The sequence below is a fragment of the Micromonospora noduli genome, assembly GCF_003264365.1.
GTDB lineage: Bacteria > Actinomycetota > Actinomycetes > Mycobacteriales > Micromonosporaceae > Micromonospora > Micromonospora noduli.
In genome coordinates this window covers 85,075-101,569 of sequence record NZ_PYAK01000023.1, presented here as the reverse complement: position 1 = coordinate 101,569, position 16,495 = coordinate 85,075, and the positions used below count along the sequence as shown (strand labels likewise).

Here is a 16,495-nt window from a genome sequence, read left to right as displayed (position 1 = left end):
CGGGCCTGGCCGGCGGCACCCCGACCCCGCCGGGCGGCGCGACCCGCTGGCGGCGGGCGCGCTGGGTGGTGCTCGGCGCGGTGCTGGCCCTGGTCGGGGTGGCCACCGCGGCGACGCTCTACCTGACCCGGGACCGCTACCCGGATCTGAAGTTCGACTCGCTGCGCGAGCTGTCCCGGCCGTCGGCCGGTGCCGAACGGCCGGTCGACATGTGGACGGCGGTGCTCGACGACCGGGCCTACCTCGCGTTCCCGCTGCCGGACGACCGGGTCGAGGTGGTGGCAGTCAACGCCAGCACCGGCGACACGCTGTGGCGCAAGCCGACAGACGTGCGGGCCGACGACTGGAAGGCGATCATCGCCATCCCCGGTGGGGTCGCGGTCCTCGCCGACGCACCGGGCGACAGCACCCCCCGACCGCTGGCCGTCCTCGACGGCCGTAAGGGCGAGCAGCGCTGGCAGCGCGTTCTGCGTGGTGACGACGACGTCTACTTCGCCGACGACACGGCGGTGCTGGTGGACAGGGCCGCTGACGAACTGGTCGGCCTGCGCCTGACCGACGGATCGGCGAAGTGGAGGCAGCCCAACCCCCGCGGCCAGTACCCCGGTGGCCGTACCGTGGTCCGGCCGGTCGGCACCGACGCGGCGGCGGGCGGGCCCGCCTTCCTCGACGGCACGCCCCGCAACCCGTGGACGAGCAAGGGGCGGCGACTCGTCCAGGTGGGTGCGGACCGCTCGGTGCGGCTGATCGACATGGCATCCGGCGCGGTGCTGCGCCAGTGGGGCAGCGTCGCCGACCTCGACGACCTGGTGGTCGCCCACGAGGACCGCCTGTACGTGGCCGCCAACGAGGGTGGCTACCAGCTGCTCGCGTACGACCTGGGTTCCGACGCCGAGCCGGTGGTGCTGCACCGGTCCGGGAACGACGAGTACCGCCCGAAGGAGCTCATCGCCTGCGGTGAGCGGCGGGCCTGCCTGTTGCAGGTGCCGAACAATGACGTCGCGCGCACCGAGGTGGTGGCGGCCACCGAGGGTGAGCGCATGATCAGCTGGTCGGCGCCGGGCGTGACCGGTCTGGTTCCGTTGGGTGAGCAGGTGCTCGCCCAGCGGGAGTTCCCGGAGCCGACCGTCACCGTCTTCGACGCCGCCGGCAAGCCGGTGCTGAGGGACCGGGGCGGAGTGGCGGTCCGCCTCGATGCGGGCAACCTGCTGGTCTTCGCCAAGGCGCCCAGCGTGGTCGCGGACAACCGGGTGCTGGCCGGGGTGTGGGCCGAGTCCGGGGAGGTCGACGAGTTGGGTGAGCTGAAGGACGTGCGCAGCTCGTCCTGCTCGTGGAACACCCACGTGATCGCCTGTGGCGCGGACAAGGACTTCGTGCTGTACCGCTTCACCGACGACTGACGTCAACGGTCCACCGGACGGCTCGTACGATGCTCCGGTGAATCTTCGAGGTACGGTCCGCGCCGATCGTCCGTTGGTGGTTCTTGCCGTGGGGGAGGAGGCCCGCTACCTGCCGCCTGAGCTGCCGGTCCTGCTCACCGGTATGGGCAAGGTGAACGCCGCCAGCGCGGTGGCGGCGGTGCTGGCCGCCGGGCCGCGCCCCGCCCTGCTGCTCAACCTGGGTACGGCGGGCGCGTTGCGTCCCGGGTGGGCCGGCATTCACGAGGTCGCCACCGTGCTCCAGCACGACCTGGACACCGAGCTGCTGCGCACGCTCACCGGCGAGACCTACGGGGCGCCGCTGTCGCTGGCCGCCGAGGGCGCGGTGCTGGCCACCGGTGACACCTTCGTGGCCGACGACGCGGAGCGGGACCGGTTGGCGCAGCGCGCCGACCTGGTCGACATGGAGGGGTACGCGGTGGCCTGGGCCGCGGCGCAGGCCGGCGTGCCGTGCCGGCTGGTCAAGCAGGTCAGCGACGAGGCGGGGGAGGGTGCGGCCCGGACCTGGCAGGAGTCGGTGGACGCGTGCGCCCGGGACCTCGCCGAGTGGGCCGCTCGACACTTCGCCTGAGCGTGGCGGGTCAGTCGTCGGGTTGCCGCAGTCGCAGGCCCGGCGTGGTCTCCCGGGCCGCTCCGGGAACCAGGATGTGCGCCGCCAGCGTGAGCGCCACGACCGTGGTGACCAGCAGCGGCGGCCAGCGGCCGGCCCACGGCAGCGTGAGCAGCGGCAGGGGGAGGCAGAGCATTCGCCGCCACGGCACGAGCATGGACACCAGCAGGGTGAACAGGGCGCGGCCGATCACGAACAGCGTGGGCCCGCCCAGGATCAGTAACAGCCACCCCACCGGCGTGGTGCCGGTCGGCCGGCTGACGACCCTGTCGAACGAGGCCGCCGTGGCGACCACCCCGACCAGCATCACCAGGTGGGTGTACGGAGCCACCCGCGCCGGCCGGCCCGACTTCGGCCCGGCCCCAGCCTCCAGCAGCTCGCCGGCCCGAAAGACGTAGACCTGCCAGAGCAGCAGCATGATGGCGAACGCGCAGAACAGCGCGGCGACCCGGAGCCCGGCCAGCGGGCCCCGGCTGACCTGCAGCGTAGGCACCAGGATGATGTCGCCGAGGGCCAGGATGACGAACTGCTGATACCGCTCGCCCAGATGCGCGGTGGTCCGCTCGTACTGGTCGAAGGGCACCCGGCCCAGCCAGGGCGTGGGGTAGCGGGCCGCGGCGGAAAGCAGGTCGATCGTGATGGCGATGGTCCAGAGGGCCCAGTTCACAGTGCCGGACACCGCGCCGGTGATCCAGAAGACGCCGGACACCACGAACCAGAAGAAGAACCGGGTGGCCCGGACCATGGCCGCCCGATGTCGCTTCCGGTACAACGTCGTGACCAGGATGATGCCGCGGATCACGTGCGTGCCGACGTAGGAGATCGCGAAAACCATCGCGTGCCCGTCGGAGACCATCGGCAACGACGCCGCCATCCCCACCGAACCGACCATGGCGACCATCAGGATGGTCTGGATGGGGCGCTGCTGCGGGTCGTAGAACTCGGTGGTGGTGGAGGTGACCGACCAGGTCCACCAGATCGCCGTCAGCATCAGCAGGACCATCGCGGCGCCGGACCAGTTGTGGACTTCCGCGAGCAGGGTCGAGGTCAGCGCGAGCGAGGCCACGAAGACCACGTCGAAGAGCAACTCCAGCAGTGTGGCCCGCGTCGAACCGTCCGGCCGGCGTACCAGTGCCGCGGTGCCTCCGGTGGTCATGCGCGACCTCCCGCCGTGTCTCCGAGGATTATCGGCGGTGCCGGCGCGGCCCGTCCCCGGATCGGCGATTCCCGCTGGTCGGGGAAGCGCGGCGGCCGGAGGTTGCCACGGCGAGCGCGGGTCAGTCGTCGGGTTGCCGCAGCCGCAGGCCCGGCGTGGTCTCCCGGGCCGCTCCGGGAAACAGGATATGACCGGCCAACCCGAGCGCCACGATCGTGGCTACCAGCACCGGCGGCCAACCGCCGGCCCACGGCAGCACCAGCAGCGGCAAGAGCTGCCAGGCAATTCGCCGCCACGGCACGACCCACGACACCGCCATGGTGAAGAGGACGCGGCCGAGCACGAACAGCGTCGGGCCAGTGATGATCAACACGAGCCACGGCACCGGCGTCGTTCCGGTCGGCCTGGTGACGATCAGGTCGAAGGCGGCGGCGGTGCTGGCCACGCCGGCCAGCATGACCAGATGGGTGAACGGGGCCAGCCGCGTTGCCCGGCTCCCCTTGGACCCGGCCGCCACCAACAACTCGCCGGCGCGGAAGACGTAGATCTGCCAGAGCAGCAGCATGGTGGCAAAGGCGCAGAGCAGGGAGGCGAGCCGGAGGTGGTCGAGGTGGCCCCGGCTGACCTGCAGGGTCGGCAACAGGATGATGTCGCCGAGGGCCAGGATGATGAACTGTTGGTACCGCTCGCCCAGGTGCTCGGTGGTCCGTCCGTACTGGGGGAGCGGTATCCGGCCCAGCCGGGGCGTGGGGTAGCGGGCCGCCGCGGCGACCAGGTCGATCGTTATGGCGATCGTCCAGAGCCCCCAGTTCGGAGTCTCTGACAACGCGCCGGTGACCCAGAAGACGCCGGACACCGTGAACCAGAAGAGAAACCGGGTGGCCCGCTCCCTGATTGTCCGGTGCCCCTGCAGGTGCAGGGCGGTGACCAGGATGATGCAGCGACTCACGTGCGTGCCGACGTACGAGATCACGAAGACCATCAGGTGCCCGATGCTGACCATCGGCAGCGATGCCGCCATCCCCACCGACCCGACCATGGTGATCATCAGGATGGCCTGAATCGGGCGTTGCTGCGGATCGTAGAACTCGGTCGTGGTCGTGGTGACCGACCACGTCCACCAGACGGCGGTCAGCATCAGCAGCAGCTTGGCGCCGCCGGACCAGGAGAGCTCTTCGGACAGCAGTTTCGATGTCAGTGCGAGGGCGGCCACGAAGACCACGTCGAAGAGCAACTCCAGCAGTGTCGCCCGGGTCGACTGGTCCAGCCGGCGTACCAGCGCCGCATTCCCTTTGGTGGTCATGCCTGGCCTCCCGCCGCGTCTCCCGAGGAATTATCGGCGGCCCCGACGTGGGCCGTCCCCGGATCGGCGATTCCCGCCGGTCGGGGAAGGGGGCGGCCGGAGGTTGCCACGGCTCGGGACGCCGGGTGATGCTTTATCGCATCCATTAATCTCGATCTCTTCGGAGGTTCGGATGCGCCGCTCCCCGCTGGCCGCCCTCGTCCTGACCACCCTGCTGCTCGTCGCTCCCGGTGCGGCGCAGGCCGCCGTCCCCGACCGGGCCACCGTCCCCGCCGCCGACGCGGCGGCCACGCTGACCGGGGTACGTACCGCGGGCACCGCCTGGGGTCTCGACCCCGCCACCGGCCGGATGACCCTCACCGTCGACGACACAGTGGTCCCCAGCGAACTGGCCGCACTACGGACGGTGACCGACCGGGCCGGCGCGCTGCTGCGCCGCGAACCCGGAACGCTGCGCCCCCTGATCGCCGGCGGGCAGGGCATCTACGGCGGCGGTGGCGCGCGCTGCTCGCTCGGCGCGAACGCGCGCAGCGGCAGCACCTACTACGTGATCACCGCCGGGCACTGCACCACCGCCGCTGCCACCTGGTACACCGACAGCGCCCGGACCACAGTGCTCGGCACCCGCACCGCCACCAGCTACCCCACCAACGACTACGGGCTGATCCGCTACACCGGTCGGATCGCCCACCCGAGCGCGGTCTACACCCACCCCGGCCTGCTCACCATCAACGGCCCCGGCAACGCGTACATCGGCCAGTCGGTGTGCCGCAGCGGCAGCACCACCGGCGTGCGCTGCGGCACCGTCACCGGTCTCAACCAGACCGTCAACTACGCCACCGGCGTGATCTACGGCCTGATCCGCACCAACATCTGCGCCGAGCCGGGGGACAGCGGCGGACCGCTCTACGTGGCCGCCACCGGCACCATCCTCGGCATCCTCTCCGGCGGCACCGGCAACTGCACCGCCGGCGGCACCACCTACTACCAGCCGATCGCGGAGGTGCTGGCCGCGTACGGGTTGACGTTGCCCTGAGCGTCGAGGTGTGACGCGCGACAGGTTGCCCGTCCCGCGCGGGACACCTAGGCTCGGCGACGCCCAGCACCCCCGCCGCGAGGACGTGTGCCAGATGCCGACCGCCCCCCGACCTGACCAGGCGAGTGTCCCGGCCGGCCTTCCGTCGATCGAGGTGGCCGCGGTGGGGGAGACGATGGTGGTGCTCTGCCCCGCCCCGGGTGAGCCGTTGGAGCGCGCCGAGCGGGTCGCCGTGTCGGTCGGTGGGGCGGAGTCCAACGTGGCCGGTTACCTGGCCCGCCTGGGACACCTGACGACCTGGGTGAGCCGGGTCGGCGACGACCCCTTCGGCCGGGCCGTCGTCCGGCACGTCGCCGCCGCCGGCGTCCGCGTCGACCAGGTGTGCGTGGACCCGGCCGCCCCCACCGGCCTGTACGTCAAGGATCCGGGCCCGGAGGGGACCGCCGTGCACTACTACCGGGCCGGATCGGCGGCCGCCCGGATGGACCCCGCCACGCTGGCCGACCCGGCGCTGGCCGGTGCCCGGGTGTTGCACCTGTCCGGGATCACCCCGGCGCTGTCCGCGTCCTGCCGGGCGCTGGTCGAGCACGCGGTGACCGACCGACCGCTGGCGCAGGCGTTGGTCAGTTTCGACGTCAACCACCGGGCCCGGCTGTGGTCCGCCGAGCAGGCTGCGCCGGTGCTGCGCGACCTCGCCAACCGCTGCGACCTCGTCTTCGTCGGGCAGGACGAGGCGGAAACCCTCTGGGGCACCACCGACCCGACGGCCGTACGCGAGCTGTTGCCCGATCCGGAGACGGTGGTGGTCAAGGATGGCTCGGTGGGCGCCACCGCACTGGTCCTCGACGCCGAACCGGTCTTCGTGCCCGCGCCCCGGGTGACGGTGGTGGAGCCGGTCGGCGCCGGAGACGCCTTCGCCGCCGGCTACCTGGCCGGGTTGCTACGCGGCCTCGACCCGGTGCGGCGGTTGCGCCTCGGTCACCTCGTCGCGGCGCAGGCGTTGACCAGCAGCGGCGACAACGCCCCGGTCCCGCCGTGGGCCTGGTTCGAGAAACTCATCGACGCCCCCGACGACGCCTGGTCGCCGCTCGACCTGACCGACCCGGGGGCGACGACCTGAGTCGGGCCGGCGGGTTGCGACCCGACCAGCAGCAACAGTCCCACCGCGACCTCGGATGGAGTGCACCATGACCACACCGGACTTCGACCACATCTTCGGCGGCGCCCGGGTGATGGCGATCCTGCGCGGCCTGCCGGTCGCCGAGACCGTTCGGCTCGCCGAGCGTGCCTGGGATCTCGGCATCGACGTGGTGGAGGTTCCGGTGGCCACCGCCGACGCGGTGCCGGCGCTGCGGGCCGCCGTCGAGGCGGGCGCCGAGCGCGACCGGATCGTCGGCGCCGGCACCGTGCTCGACGTCGAACAGGTCGCCGCGGCGGCCGACGCCGGCGCCCGGTTCACCGTCGCGCCCGGCCTGGACCTCGCGGTCGCCGACGCCGCCGCCGCGCGTGGCCTGCCGCACCTGCCCGGTGTGGCCACCCCGACCGAGGCCCAGCAGGCACTGCGGCACGGCCTCACCTGGCTCAAGGCGTTCCCCGCTGTCTCCCTCGGCCCGGCCTGGTTCAAGGCCGTCGCCGGCCCGCTGCCGCAGTTGCGCTTCGTCGCCACCGGCGGCCTCGACGCGAGCAACGCCGGCGCGTTCCTGCAAGCAGGCGTACGCGTGGTGGCCGTCGGCTCCGCCCTCTCCGACCCCACCCAACTGGACGCCCTCGCCACCCTGACCCGCCCCACCCCCTAACCCTCCCGCCCTCCCCGTCCGCCCCTCTCGCCGATCCTGCACTTGCGGTTGTCGATGCGCCCCGATTCGCGCCTTTGGTCGCGACAGCAAGTGCAAGATCGACGGGGATCGAGGCGGGACGCGCGGTCGGGGTGAGTGCGCGGTCGGGGGGAGAGCGGGGGAGGGTGGCGGGGTTGCGCCATGGCGTAAGTGCGTCGGGGCGCGGTGCGCGGTTGGGGTGGGCTCTGCGTCGATGCTGTGGTGCGTACCACTTCTCGACACAAAGAGGTCATCGTGGCTCTGTCTCACCGGCGCCGCCGATCCGGGCTGATCGCCCTCGGCGCCGCCCTCACCCTGGCGGCCGGGTTCACCCCACCCGGCGCGGGAGCGGCCGCCGCCCCGCCGAACAACCCCGACCGCCCCGCGGGTCAACCCCCGGCCGCCGCCGGACGCGCGTCCACCGTCACCCTGATCACCGGTGACACGGTCACCGTCACCACCGCGGCGGACGGCAGCACGGTGTCGACAGTGCGCCGGCCGGACGGCAGCACCCCGAGCTTCCACCGCACAGTGCGCGACGGCGACACCTACGTCTACCCGGACGCCGCGCTGTCCTACGTGACCAGTGGTGTGCTGGACCGGCAACTGTTCAACGTCACCGACCTCATCGCCGACGGCTACGACGACGCGCACACCGACGCGCTTCCGCTGATCGTCACGATGACCGACGCGGCGGCCCGCAACCGCACCCGCCCCACCGTCGACGGCGCCGAACTGGTCCGACCGTTGGACAGCGTGCAGGGCGCGGCGCTGACCCGCCAGCGCGCCACCGCCGACCGGTTCTGGACCGCGCTGACCGCCGGTTCGACCCGGCGTACGGGTGACGCCCCGACCCTGGCCAACGGCATCGCCAAGGTCTGGTTGGACGGTCGGGTGCACGCGGACCTGGCCGAGTCCACCGCGCAGATCGGCGCGCCGAAGCTGTGGGCCGAGGGCAACACCGCCGCCGGTGTCGACGTCGCGGTGCTCGACTCGGGTGCCGACGCCGAACACCCGGACCTCGTCGGCCAGATCGCCGAGTCCAGCAGCTTCGTGCCCGAGGAGCCCGACATCCTCGACTACAAGGGCCACGGCACGCACGTCGCCTCGACGATCGCCGGGACCGGCGCCGCGTCCGGTGGCGCCGAGCGGGGTGTCGCCCCGGGTGCCCGCCTGCACATCGGCAAGGTGCTCAACAGTGAGGGCAGCGGACAGAACTCATGGATCATCGCCGGCATGGAGTGGGCGGCCCGCGAGCAGAAGGCCCGGGTGGTCAGCATGAGCCTGGGCGGTGAGGCCACCGACGGCAGCGACCCGATGAGCCAGGCGGTTGAGCGACTCAGCGCCGAGACCGGTGCCCTCTTCGTGATCGCCGCCGGCAACAGCGGCCCGGCCAGCATCGGCAGCCCGGGCGCCGCCAACTCCGCGCTCACCGTCGGCGCCGTCGACAACACCGACCACCTCGCCGACTTCTCCAGCCAGGGGCCACGCGCCGGCGACGGCGGGCTCAAGCCCGAGATCACCGCCCCCGGCGTGGACATCCTGGCGGCCCGCTCGCACCTCGTGCGGGGCTCCGGCGACTACACGCTGATGAGCGGCACGTCGATGGCCACCCCGCACGTGGCCGGCACGGCCGCGCTGGTCGCCGCCGCGCACCCGGACTGGACCGGTCAGCGGATCAAGGAAGCGCTGGTCAGCACGGTCAAGGCCACCCCCGAGTACACCCCGTACCAGGCGGGTGCCGGCCGGGTCGACGCGGTCGCCGCCGCGCACGCCACCGTCTTCGCCACCCCGAGCGCCTACTCCGGCTACCAGGCGTGGCCGCAGCAGCCGGGCACGACAGTTGACCGTACGGTCACCTACACCAACCTCGGCAGCGCGCCGGTCGACCTGAGGCTGGCCCTCGACGCGGCCACCGCGCCGGCCGGACTGTTCGCGCTCTCCGCCGACCGGGTCACAGTGCCCGCAGGCGGCACCGCCACCGTGACGGTGACCGCCGCGTACGACAAGCTGCCGGTGGAGAAGCAGGTCAGCGGCATGATCGTCGCCACCGACGACACCGGTGCGGTGCGCGGGCGCACCCTGATCGGCGCCGGCAAGGAGGGCCAGCGGCAGAACCTGACGCTGGTCGCCAAGGACCGCGACGGCAAGCCGCTCGTCGGCAAGGTCATCCTCACCGCCGACACCCTCTTCACCGCCGTGGACCTGCCCGAGAGCGGCACCGCCACGCTGCGGCTGCCGGTGGGAAGCTGGAACGGCTGGATCTCCGCGGACGTGCGCGGCGCGCACGGGCCGCACTCCAAGGGCATGGCGATGCTCAGCTTCACCGACGTGAACCTGGACCGCGACCGCACCGTCACCCTGGACGCGCGCGCCGCCCGACAGGTGCAGGCCCGGGTGCCGCAGGAGGCCACCGCGAGCGCGCTGCGGATGGACATCCACCGGTCCACGAAGAACGGTCTCACCGAGAGTCAGGTGCTGCCCGACGACTCGTACGACAGCATGTGGGCGTTGCCGACGAGCCGTCCGGTGACCGACGGCGAGTTCGAGTTCGGTGCCCGGTGGCGGCTGGAGCAGCCGGCCCTGACCGTTTCGGCGGGCGGTCGCTCGTACGACGATCTGTTGGTGAAGCGGGCGACCCCGGCGCTGCCGGCCGGTCGTAGCCAGTTGGACGCGGTCTACGTCGCCGACGCGTCGGCGGCGGGGCTGGCCAAGCGTCCGGTCCGGGACCGGGCCGTGGTGGTGCGCCGCAGTGACAGTGTGGACATCGCCACCCAGGCGCAGGCCGCCGCGGCGGCCGGGGCGAAGCTGCTGCTCGTCGTGAACGACGGCGTCGGCCGGCTCCAGCCGTGGGACGAGGCGGCGTGGAGCCCGGAGAGCCCGGCCCCGGTGACAGTGGCGACCCTCGGCGCCGACGAGGGCGGGCAGCTCATCGCAGCGCTGGAGCGGGGCGCGGTGCGGCTCACCGTCGAGTCGCACCCGGAGACCAGCTACCTGTACGACGTGGCGCACCACTGGACCGGCACGGTGCCGGCCGACCCCACCTACCGGCCCACGAAGCGGCAGTTGGCCCGGGTCGACGTGGAGTTCCGCAACTACCGGCAGGGCAAGGCGCTGGAGTTCCGCACCGACGTCTGGCGCGGCTGGGCGTCGAGCAACCAGGAGCCGGCCCCGGCGCAGGGCCGACGCACCGACTGGGTGAGCGCCGACCAGCGGTGGATCGACGACGCGTTCATCGCCGGCGAGACTGGTCAACACCTGATGGCGGTGACCACGTACCCGGCCGGCAAGCCGAGCGCCGTCACCTGGTTCGGGCCGATCCAGCGACCCCGGATGGGCGGCAGCTACGTGCCGGTCCGGTACCTGGACACCGTCTACCTGCCCGCGCCCGGGTGGGGCGACGGGGGCGGTCACATCGGTGAGGCGTACGCGAACTACGACATGGTCAACCGGACCACCCTCTACCAGGGTGACAAGGAGCTGAACTGGGGTAACGCCGAGTACCTCCAGGTCTCCGGGCTGGCGTCCCAGCGACTGCCGTACCGGCTGGTGGTGGAGAACGACCGGGCCGCCTGGACCAACCCGTACTCCCGGCAGACCCGCACCGAGTGGGGCTTCCACTCGGCGGTCACCGGGGAGGAGTCGGCCGAGGTCCTGCCGATGATCCAGCTTGACTACCAGGTGGACATCGACTCCGCCGGCACGGCGTCGCGGCGGGCACCGCTGACCGTTGTCGCCTCCCACCTGCCCGATGTCACCGGCACGATCGGGGCGGTGACCGTCGAGGTGTCCTACGACGACGGGGCGACCTGGCAGAAGCAGCGGCTGACCCGGCACGGCGACGGCTGGCGTACCTCGCTGGCCGCACCGGCGAAGGCCGGCTTCGTGAGCCTGCGCACCACGGCACGCGACACCGCCGGCAACACAGTGAGCCAGAGCATCAGCCGGGCGTTCGGCCTGCGCTGACAGCACTGCGGCCGGCCGCCGCTCGGGGTGCGCGACACACCCGAGCGGCGGCCGGTGCCGTCAGTGCAGTTCCTCGGCGAGCTGATCCCAGTCCGTGATGACCGGCAGCAGGTCGCCGGCCAGCCAGGCGGCGCTCTGGTCGTCGTGGTGCGGGTCGCCGGGCACCCCGCAGGCGCCCAGGGGGACCACCCAGCGGCTGTCCGAGCGGCGGGCCAGGTCCCAGACGAAGCGCGCCGCCGGCCCCCGGAAGCACCAGTGGGTGACCCCGGGCACGCTGGAGGTGGCCAACACACAGTCGTGGTCACCGTCGAGCCGGGGGCCGGGCCCGGTGTCCGGGCCGGGCAGGGCCCGCCACGGCGCCAGCCGGTGCAGGTCCCCCCAGGGCACCTGCCCGGCCGCCGCGTCGCCGACCTCCTCGGCCGCCGCGCGTACCAGCGCGGGGATGTCCACACCGGGCAGCGGGGTCGCACCGAGCAGGTGCTCCAGCGCGTGACCGACGCGCGGCGTCAGCGCCAGCCAGGGCGCGAACACCTCGGGGTACGCGGGCAGCTCGGCCAGCTCGGCCAACGCCGGGTGGGCGGCGATCCGGCGTACGACAGCCGCCCGCAGGAGGGCGTGGGCCGCCGCGTCAGTGCTGTCGGCGGCCATCCGACGATCCCAGCGCAGCAGTCGTTCACGCAGCGCGGCGGCGGCCGGACCGAGGTCCGTCGACTCGGCGAGGACCTCCAGCAGCGGCCCGGCGGCGCCCAGGTACGTGTCGGTGTGCACCGAGGCCATCTCGTCGGCCGTCCAGGCCGAACGGGCGTCGAGCAGCTCGGCGATGCGATGCGCCCGGTGCCCTGCGGCGAACTCCACCCCGAGTGGCGCCGCCAGCCCGCGCTCGTTGGCCATCACCGACCGACCGACCACCTCGGCGCGGGGCATCGGCGCGTGCCAGCCCTGCCAGGCGTACGCGGCGTCCCATCCGGGGACCACCCGCCGGCCGTTTCCCGGGTGCCGCACCGGCACCGCACCGGCGACCCGGTGCAACAGCCCTCCGGCGGTGTCCGCCGCCTGCACCACGTTGACCGGCTCCACCCAGTGCCGCAGCGCGTGGTCCACGTCGGCAACGGTGCGGGCGCGCAGCAGCTCCGGCAGCGTCGCGAAACCGAGGTCGCCCCGGACCCGGGGCGGGTAGCGCAGGCTGACGGCATTCTCGTCGTCCGGCCCACCGGCGATCACCGGACCACGATCGGTCTCCACCACCTCGACCTCGACCGGCTCGGCCCCGGCCACCTCGATCGTCTCGACGTGGCGGTGCGCCGGTCGCCAGCCGTCCGGGCCGAGCGCCTGCACCCGGGGGCCGTCGCGGCGCAGCCGCTCCGCGTACACGTCCTGGTAGTCGGCCATCGCGTTGGTGATCGCCCAGGCCACCGGACCGGCGTGCCCGAAGTGCGCGATGCCCGGCACACCCGGCACCGCCAACCCGACCACGTCGTACTCCGGGCAGGCCAGCCGGATCTGCTGGTAGACGCCGGGATCCTCGATGAACCGGTGCGGATCGCCGGCGAGCAGCGCGGCCCCGGTGCCGGTGCGCTCGGCGGCGAGCAGCCACCCGTTGCTGCCGGCCACTGCCGGACCGTCGGTGGCGAACAGGTCGACCGCGTCCGGCCCGAGCCGCTGCGCCACGTGCTCGCGCCAGAGCTTGCCGGGGAACCCGGCGAACAGAATGTGGTGGCCCAGCCAGACCGCGAGCGGCGTCCACGGCTCCCACCGACCCGGGCGCAGCCCGGTGGCGGCGAACTCCGGTGACCGGGCCGCCCCGGCGGCGAGAGCGGCGTTGACGCCGTGCACGTAGGCGCCCACCCACTCGGAGGTCGCCGGGTCCAGTGCCGCGTGGCAGCGGCGTGCGGTGTCGTCGAGCCGGACCTGCCGGACGAACCGGTCCCAGCCGAGCGCGTCGGGGCCGAGGAACGCCGCGCTGGTGCCCTGGGCGCGGTGCCGTTCGACCTCGATCTGCCAGGCCCGGTCGTACGCGGTCACCCGGCCCTGCGCTGCCGCCAGCGCGAGCGGGTCGTCGGCCCGCAGGTGCGGCACCCCCCACGGGTCGCGGAAGCGCCGGCCGCTGTGCTCGCTCACGCCGGCTCCGGGGCCACTGTGGTGGCACGGCGTCGGGCCGCGGGGACGACCAGCGGGGTGCCCGTCTCCGGGTCGTCGATCACCCGGCAGGGCAGCCCGAACACCTCCCCCACCAGGTCGGCGGTGACCACCGACGCCGGCTCCCCGGCGGCCACCACGCGCCCGTCGCGCATGGCGATCAGGTGGGTGGCGTAGCGGGCCGCGTGGTTCAGGTCGTGCAGAACGGCGACAAGGGTGCGGCCCTGCTCCTCGTGCAGCCGGGCGCAGAGGTCCAGGATCTCGATCTGGTGGGCGATGTCGAGGTACGTGGTCGGCTCGTCGAGCAGCAGCAGGGGCGTCTGCTGGGCCAGCGCCATGGCGATCCAGACCCGCTGCCGCTGCCCGCCGGACAACTCGTCCACCGCCCGGTCGGCGAGGTCGTCGACCCCGGTCGCGGCCATCGACTCCTCGACCACCCGTTCGTCCTCGCGGGACCACTGCCGCAGCAGCCCCTGGTGGGGGTAGCGACCCCGGGCGACCAGCTCGGCGACGCTGATGCCGTCCGGTGCGATCGACGACTGCGGCAGCAGGCCGAGCGTACGGGCCACAGTGCGGGCCGGCAGATCGTGAATGTCCCGTCCGTCCAGCAGCACCGCACCGGCGCTGGGGCGAAGCATCCGGGACAGGGCGCGCAGCAGCGTCGACTTGCCGCACGCGTTCGGGCCGATGATCACCGTGAAGGACCTGTCGGGCACCGCCACGGTCAGGTTCTCGGCGATGGTGCGCTGGTCGTAGGCGAGGGTCAGCGCGGTGCCGCCGAGTCGGGATTCGCCGGGTCGCATGGGTGCTCCTTCGAGGGCGTCACTGGTGTTCACAGCCGGCCCGCCCGACGTTCCATCGCCAGCAGCCAGACCAGGTAGCCGCCGCCGATCACGCCGGTCACCACGCCGACCGGGAGTTGGTGCCCGGCGAACGCGCGCTGCGCCACCAGGTCGGCCCCGACCAGCAGCGCCGCGCCGACGGCCATCGACGGCAGCAGGTTCGGGCCCGGGGCCCGGGTCAGTCGTTTCGCCACGTGCGGGGCGACGAGCGCCACGAAGGACACCGGCCCGGCTGCGGCCGCCGCGAACGAGACCAGCAGCACGGCGGCAGCGAGCAGCAGAAGGCGCAGCCGGCGCACCGGCACGCCCAGGGCGCTGGCCGCGTCGTCGCCCAGCTCCATCATCCGCAGCGCCGGGGCGCAGCCGACGAGCACCAGCGGCGCCAACACGACCAGCATGGCGAGCAGCGGCCCGGCGTTGGCCCAGCCTCGCCCGTCCAGGCTGCCGGTGAGCCAGAGGACCGCGCGGGCGGCTTCCATCAGGGGCGCCCGGGTCAGCAGGTAGCCGTTGACGCCGGTCAGGATCGCGGCCACCCCGATGCCGACCAGGATGAGCCGGTAGCCGTGCACTCCGCGCCGCCAGGCGAGCGCGTAGATCACCAGGCCGGTGCCGAGGCCACCGACGACCGCCGCGCCGGCCAACGCCAGGCTGCTGCCACCGAGGACGACCACCACCAGCGCCCCGGTCGACGCGCCCTGGGTGAAGCCCAGGATGTCCGGGCTGCCCAACGGGTTGCGGACCAGCGACTGGAACACCGTGCCGGCGAGGGCCAGGGCCGCACCGACCAACAGGGCGGTGACCAGCCGGGGCAGGCGCAGCTCGAGCACGATGAACTGCTCCGCCACGGTGCCACCGCCGGTCAGCGTGCGTAGCACGTCCGCCGGCCCCATCGGGTAGTCACCACTGCCCAGGGCCACCAGACCGAACCCGGCGGCGAGCACCGCCGCGCCGGCCCCGACGCCCAACGCGCGGGGCCGGAACCGCAGCGACAACCCCCATGAAGTACGCAGAACTGTCACGGTTGCGCCACCGGTCGGCGGGTGACCAGCCACAGGAAGAGCGGGCCGCCCAGCACGGCGGTCACCATGCCGACCTGGAGTTCTCCGGGGCGGCCCAGCACCCGGCCGAGCACGTCGGCGCCGAGCAGCAACGCCGGTGCGAGCACCGCGCAGTACGGCAGCAGCCAGCGCAGGTCCGGGCCGGTCAGGGCGCGGACCAGGTGCGGCACCAGCAGCCCGACGAAGACGATCGGTCCGCACGCGGCGGTCGCCGCGCCGCAGAGCAGGGTGACGGCGACGATCACGGCGGCGCGGATCAGCGCGGGTCGCGCGCCGAGGGCTCGCGCCGCGTCATCGCCGAGCGCCAGCGCGTTCAGCGGACGGGCGGCGCCGAGCGCGACCAGCAGCCCGATGAGGATGAACGGCAGCACCCGGGTGACGGTCGTGGAGTCCGCGCTGGCCAGTGAGCCGACCGTCCAGAAACGCAGCCGCTCCAGCGACGCGGTGTCCAGCAGCATCACCGCGCTCACGTAGGAGTAGAGGGTGGCGTTGAGCGCCGCCCCGGCCAGCGCGAGTCGGGCCGGGGTGGCGCCGCGTCCGCCGCCGACGGTGTAGACGAGCGCGGTCACCGCCGCCGCGCCGAGCAGCGCGAACCAGACGTACCCGCCGACGGCGGTGACGCCCAGGAACGCGGCGGCGGTGGCGACGGCCGCGGACGCGCCGGCGTTGATGCCGAGTAGCCCGGGGTCGGCGAGTGGGTTGCGGGTGAGGGCCTGCATGACCGCGCCCGCCACACCGAGGGCGGTGCCGGCGAGCAGCCCGAGCAGGGTGCGGGGCAGGCGCATCCGATGCACCACGGCGTACTCGGTGGCGTCGCGGTGCAGCAACCCGGACCAGACGTCGGCGAGCGGCATGGCCTTCGCGCCGACCGCGATGCTGAGCACCACGATCACCGCGAGCAGTGCCACGGCGGTGACCAGGCCGGCGGCGCGGGCCGCCCGACGGCCACGCCGGCTCGGGGGTGCGGCCGTTTCCCTGGCCGGCACGGGCGGTGCCGGTCGGGTGACGGTGGGTGTGGCGTCCAGTGTGGGCTCCGGGGTGGTGGCGACACGGCGAACCGCTGTTGACAATGACCGAGGTTAGGCTAACCTAACCCCGCTGCCCTGGTCGAGTCCGGCCAACCCTTGATCGAAAG

The 16,495-nt window shown here is 73.3% G+C and carries 12 protein-coding genes; 6 read left to right on the top strand and 6 right to left on the bottom strand.

The features are described from left to right. Together GUI43_RS18860 and GUI43_RS18855 are read left to right on the top strand one after the other, a co-directional pair. Positions 1–1,400, top strand: a 1,400-nt coding sequence (locus GUI43_RS18860) for an outer membrane protein assembly factor BamB family protein (RefSeq protein WP_146765927.1), incomplete at its 5' end; no start/stop codon positions are given. A gap of 37 nt (positions 1,401–1,437) precedes the next feature. Then, positions 1,438–2,010, top strand: coding sequence for a nucleosidase (locus GUI43_RS18855; protein ID WP_112589950.1), 573 nt, complete (start codon positions 1,438–1,440; stop codon positions 2,008–2,010). 10 nt (positions 2,011–2,020) lie between these two features. Here GUI43_RS18855 and GUI43_RS18850 read toward each other — a convergent pair whose 3' ends face one another. Both GUI43_RS18850 and GUI43_RS18845 read right to left on the bottom strand, forming a co-directional pair. Then, entirely contained in the window at positions 2,021–3,205 is a 1,185-nt protein-coding gene (locus tag GUI43_RS18850) for a low temperature requirement protein A (protein ID WP_112699398.1), read from the bottom strand. 121 nt (positions 3,206–3,326) lie between these two features. Continuing rightward, on the bottom strand, positions 3,327–4,508 hold the full coding sequence (locus GUI43_RS18845) for a low temperature requirement protein A (protein ID WP_112699397.1): 1,182 nt from the start codon (positions 4,506–4,508) through the stop codon (positions 3,327–3,329). A 172-nt stretch (positions 4,509–4,680) separates the two neighbouring features. On the opposite strand from GUI43_RS18845, the gene GUI43_RS18840 reads away from it, so the two are divergent. The 4 genes from GUI43_RS18840 (at position 4,681) to GUI43_RS18825 (ending at position 11,324) form a co-directional block, all read left to right on the top strand. After that, on the top strand, positions 4,681–5,544 hold the full coding sequence (locus tag GUI43_RS18840) for a S1 family peptidase (protein ID WP_112699396.1): 864 nt from the start codon (positions 4,681–4,683) through the stop codon (positions 5,542–5,544). 94 nt (positions 5,545–5,638) lie between these two features. Next, entirely contained in the window at positions 5,639–6,664 is a 1,026-nt protein-coding gene (locus tag GUI43_RS18835; protein ID WP_112699395.1) for a sugar kinase, read from the top strand. Positions 6,665–6,731: 67 nt separating this feature from the next. Beyond that, positions 6,732–7,340, top strand: a complete 609-nt coding sequence (locus tag GUI43_RS18830; protein WP_112589962.1) for a bifunctional 4-hydroxy-2-oxoglutarate aldolase/2-dehydro-3-deoxy-phosphogluconate aldolase — start codon at positions 6,732–6,734, stop codon at positions 7,338–7,340. A gap of 273 nt (positions 7,341–7,613) precedes the next feature. Next, a complete protein-coding gene (locus tag GUI43_RS18825) occupies positions 7,614–11,324 on the top strand; it encodes a S8 family serine peptidase (protein WP_112699394.1) in 3,711 nt (1,236 codons plus the stop codon). A 60-nt stretch (positions 11,325–11,384) separates the two neighbouring features. Here the strand turns inward: GUI43_RS18825 and GUI43_RS18820 are convergent, their stop codons facing one another. Genes GUI43_RS18820 through GUI43_RS18805 form a run of 4 tightly spaced genes read right to left on the bottom strand, consistent with a single transcriptional unit; the run spans position 11,385 to position 16,430 of the window. Further along, entirely contained in the window at positions 11,385–13,442 is a 2,058-nt protein-coding gene (locus tag GUI43_RS18820) for a penicillin acylase family protein (RefSeq protein WP_112699393.1), read from the bottom strand. Next, positions 13,439–14,263 carry an ABC transporter ATP-binding protein gene (locus GUI43_RS18815; protein WP_112699392.1) on the bottom strand — a complete coding sequence of 275 codons (825 nt, stop codon included), beginning with the start codon at positions 14,261–14,263 and terminating at the stop codon, positions 13,439–13,441. Before GUI43_RS18815 ends, GUI43_RS18820 begins: the two co-directional genes overlap by 4 nt. Before the next feature lie 29 nt (positions 14,264–14,292). Then, positions 14,293–15,321: a FecCD family ABC transporter permease gene (locus GUI43_RS18810; protein WP_112699391.1), complete on the bottom strand. Its 1,029-nt coding sequence runs from the start codon at positions 15,319–15,321 to the stop codon at positions 14,293–14,295. After that, entirely contained in the window at positions 15,318–16,430 is a 1,113-nt protein-coding gene (locus GUI43_RS18805; protein ID WP_373861113.1) for a FecCD family ABC transporter permease, read from the bottom strand. The genes GUI43_RS18810 and GUI43_RS18805 overlap by 4 nt, the downstream gene beginning before the upstream one ends. Positions 16,431–16,495: the final 65 nt, after the last annotated feature.

Coding starts and splice junctions, on each gene's coding strand:
- GUI43_RS18850 (WP_112699398.1), bottom strand. CDS start 3,205: ATGACCACCGGAGGCACCGCGGCACTGGTACGCCGGCCGGACGGTTCG.
- GUI43_RS18845 (WP_112699397.1), bottom strand. CDS start 4,508: ATGACCACCAAAGGGAATGCGGCGCTGGTACGCCGGCTGGACCAGTCG.
- GUI43_RS18840 (WP_112699396.1), top strand. CDS start 4,681: ATGCGCCGCTCCCCGCTGGCCGCCCTCGTCCTGACCACCCTGCTGCTC.
- GUI43_RS18835 (WP_112699395.1), top strand. CDS start 5,639: ATGCCGACCGCCCCCCGACCTGACCAGGCGAGTGTCCCGGCCGGCCTT.
- GUI43_RS18830 (WP_112589962.1), top strand. CDS start 6,732: ATGACCACACCGGACTTCGACCACATCTTCGGCGGCGCCCGGGTGATG.
- GUI43_RS18815 (WP_112699392.1), bottom strand. CDS start 14,263: ATGCGACCCGGCGAATCCCGACTCGGCGGCACCGCGCTGACCCTCGCC.